The following is a 2,510-nucleotide window of genomic DNA, read 5'->3' as shown; positions in this document are numbered from 1 at the left end:
CTGCGCAGGCTGCGGCCCTGCATGCCCTGCACCACGGCCGCGCCCAGCTGGCTGGTGAGCACGGGGTCTTCGCCGAAAGTTTCTTCTACCCGCGACCAGCGCGGTTCGCGGGCCAAATCCAGCACTGGCCCGTAGCCCAGGTGGCCGCCCTGCACCCGCACCTCGGTGGCAATGGCGGCGGCCATCTGTTGCAGCAGGGCGGAGTTCCAGGTGCTGCCCTGGCCGATGGCCGTTGGGAAAACGGTGGTGCCGATGGCCATGTGCCCGTGCGGGCACTCCTCGGCCAGCAGCAGCGGAATGCCCAGCCGGGTGTGCGCCACGGCGTAGCGCTGCAAGGCGTTGGTGGCTTCGGCGGCCTGGGCAGGATTGAGGCCGGTGGTCAGGGTTTTGCGGGTCCAGGGGTCGGCGCGCAGGGTGGCCCACAGGCCGCCGATGTGGCGCTCATCAACGGCTTTTTTATACGCGGCACTGATGCCCACCCGCGCGCCGGTTTTCTCGACCATCTCCCAGCCCAGCACCGTGGAGAGCTGGCCCACTTTCTCGGCCGTCGTCATGCGGCCCAGCAGGTCCCGCACCCGCGCTTCGGTGGGGGCCTGCGGGTCTTTGTAGAGCGGCCGGCCCGGCTGGGCGGCGGCCGTTTGGGTGAGGAAGAATAGCCCGAGAGCCAGCAGCTTGCGCATGAGAAGCGAGGAAAATATGCCGGCTATTTTTCGGCCGTGAAGGCAAACGCCAGCGCCGGGTATGCCCCGGCCGGCCTGGCCAGCGTGGCGGGCAGCGTCACCGTTATTTTGTCGCCCTGCCGGGCCCAGGCTACAGCCTGGCCGGTTTGCAGCAGCGTGAGGCGGCTGCCTTTTTTGGGCAGGTTGCCGGTCCATGCCAGCGTGGCCGGAGCCGGCTGGTTTTCGGGCAGGCAGGCAATGGCGTAGCGGATGCCTTTTTTATCCTGGGTGAAGTAGGTCTGGCCGTCCTGGTACCGCGCGGCGGGGCGGGTGCCGTAGATGGCGGCCCCGTTCACCTGCAGCCACTGGCCGATTTTCCGGAGGCGCGTCACGGCTTCGTCGGCCAGGGTGCCGTCGGGTTTGGGGCCCACGCCTAGCAGCAGGCTGCCGCCTTTGGCCACCACTTCCACCAGGGTGTGGATGATGCGCGTGGGCGACTTGTACTGGTCATTGGGCACGTAGCCCCAGTTGTTGGCCAGGGTCAGGCAGCTTTCCCACGGGTTATCCAGCCGGTGGTCGGGCACACGCTGCTCGGGCGTCTGGTAGTTCTCGTAGGGGCCGTGCACAGTGCGGTCCACCAGCAGGATGCCGGGCTGGGCCTGCCGGGCCATGGCGGCAATGCGGGGCATGTTCACGTCCTGGCTGAACTCAGGGATAGGGGCGCCCCAGGCACGCACTTCGGCGTTCACGGTTTCGCGGGGCCGCACCCAGCCGCCATCCAGCCACAGAATGTCCAGCGGGCCGTAGCCGTGCATCAGCTCGCTAATCTGGTTGTAGGTGAACTGCTGGTATTGCCGCCAGCGCCACGGATACTTGCGGATGTCGTAGTTCACGTTGCGGTCGGGCGTGGCGTACTTCGGCCACCAGAAATACTCCGAGTGCCAGTCGGGCTTCGAGAAATACGCCCCCAGCATGAAGCCTTCCTTCCGAAATGCGTCGAACACATGCCTGGCCACGTCGGCCCGCGGGTCTTGGCCAAACGGGCCGTGTGTGATACTGAAATCCGACTGCTTGGTGTCGAACATGGCGAAGCCGTCGTGGTGCTTGGTGGTGAACACCAGGTAGCGCATGCCCGCCTGCCGGGCCACGCGGGCCCACTGTGCAGGGTCGAACTTGGTGGGGTTGAACTGCCGGCTCAGGCCCCAGTACCATTTTTTGTAGTCGTCGTAGGCCACGGTGCTGTCGCGCTCAATCCAGCTTTCCGAGCACAGCGCCCACGACTCAATGATGCCCGGCACGGCGTACAGCCCCCAGTGCAGAATCAGCCCGAATTTCTGGTCCTGCCACTTCGCCAGCTTCTGCTGCACCAGCGGGTCGGTAGGCATCTCGTACTCGGCCGACTGCGGGTGCACGCCCAATTGTTGCGCCCGCAGCGGCAGTACCGCGGGGGCGGCCGTCGCGAGCAGGGCCAGGGCAGCTTTTCGGAAGTTCATAGGCCGGTGAGGAGGGTAAAATTGTTGCGCCAATTAAAGCCGGCGCGAGTTAAATCAGCTAACGCCGCCCCCGCGCGGCTGAAGGAATTCACAGATGCTTCCTGTCAGGCTTGCGGCAGTAGCAGGCGGCAAAGTCAATCAAACTGATTTGTCGGGTCCTCAAGTCTGCTCCCGGCCCAGCCCCTGCAGCTGCGCCACCAGTTCCTGCACAATGGCCGCATCGGTTTCCCAGCGGGGCGCGTCAAACTCGGTGGCTTTGGCGGCGGGTGGGTCGGGCAGGCGCTTTTTGGCGCTGGCGTGAAACTCCCGCGCGCCGGTGCCCTGCACCACTGCTCGCAGCGTGGCTGGCGTGATGCCC

Annotated in this window: 3 protein-coding genes; all 3 read right to left on the bottom strand. The window is 66.1% G+C overall.

The window, feature by feature from the left end; genetic code table 11:
- Positions 1-680: glycoside hydrolase family 3 N-terminal domain-containing protein (locus ACYVDE_RS20170; protein WP_460503331.1), on the bottom strand; the 680-nt coding region annotated here is incomplete at its 3' end.
- A 23-nt stretch (positions 681-703) separates the two neighbouring features.
- Positions 704-2,152 (bottom strand): alpha-L-fucosidase, encoded by a 1,449-nt coding sequence (locus ACYVDE_RS20165; RefSeq protein WP_460503330.1) that lies wholly within the window; start codon positions 2,150-2,152, stop codon positions 704-706.
- Between the two features lie 159 nt (positions 2,153-2,311).
- The coding region (locus ACYVDE_RS20160; protein ID WP_460503329.1) for a hypothetical protein at positions 2,312-2,510 on the bottom strand (199 nt) is incomplete at its 5' end.

This window comes from Hymenobacter agri, assembly GCF_054778495.1.
Note: the sequence above shows the minus strand (reverse complement) of the source record. Positions and strands in the feature narration are given on the sequence as shown.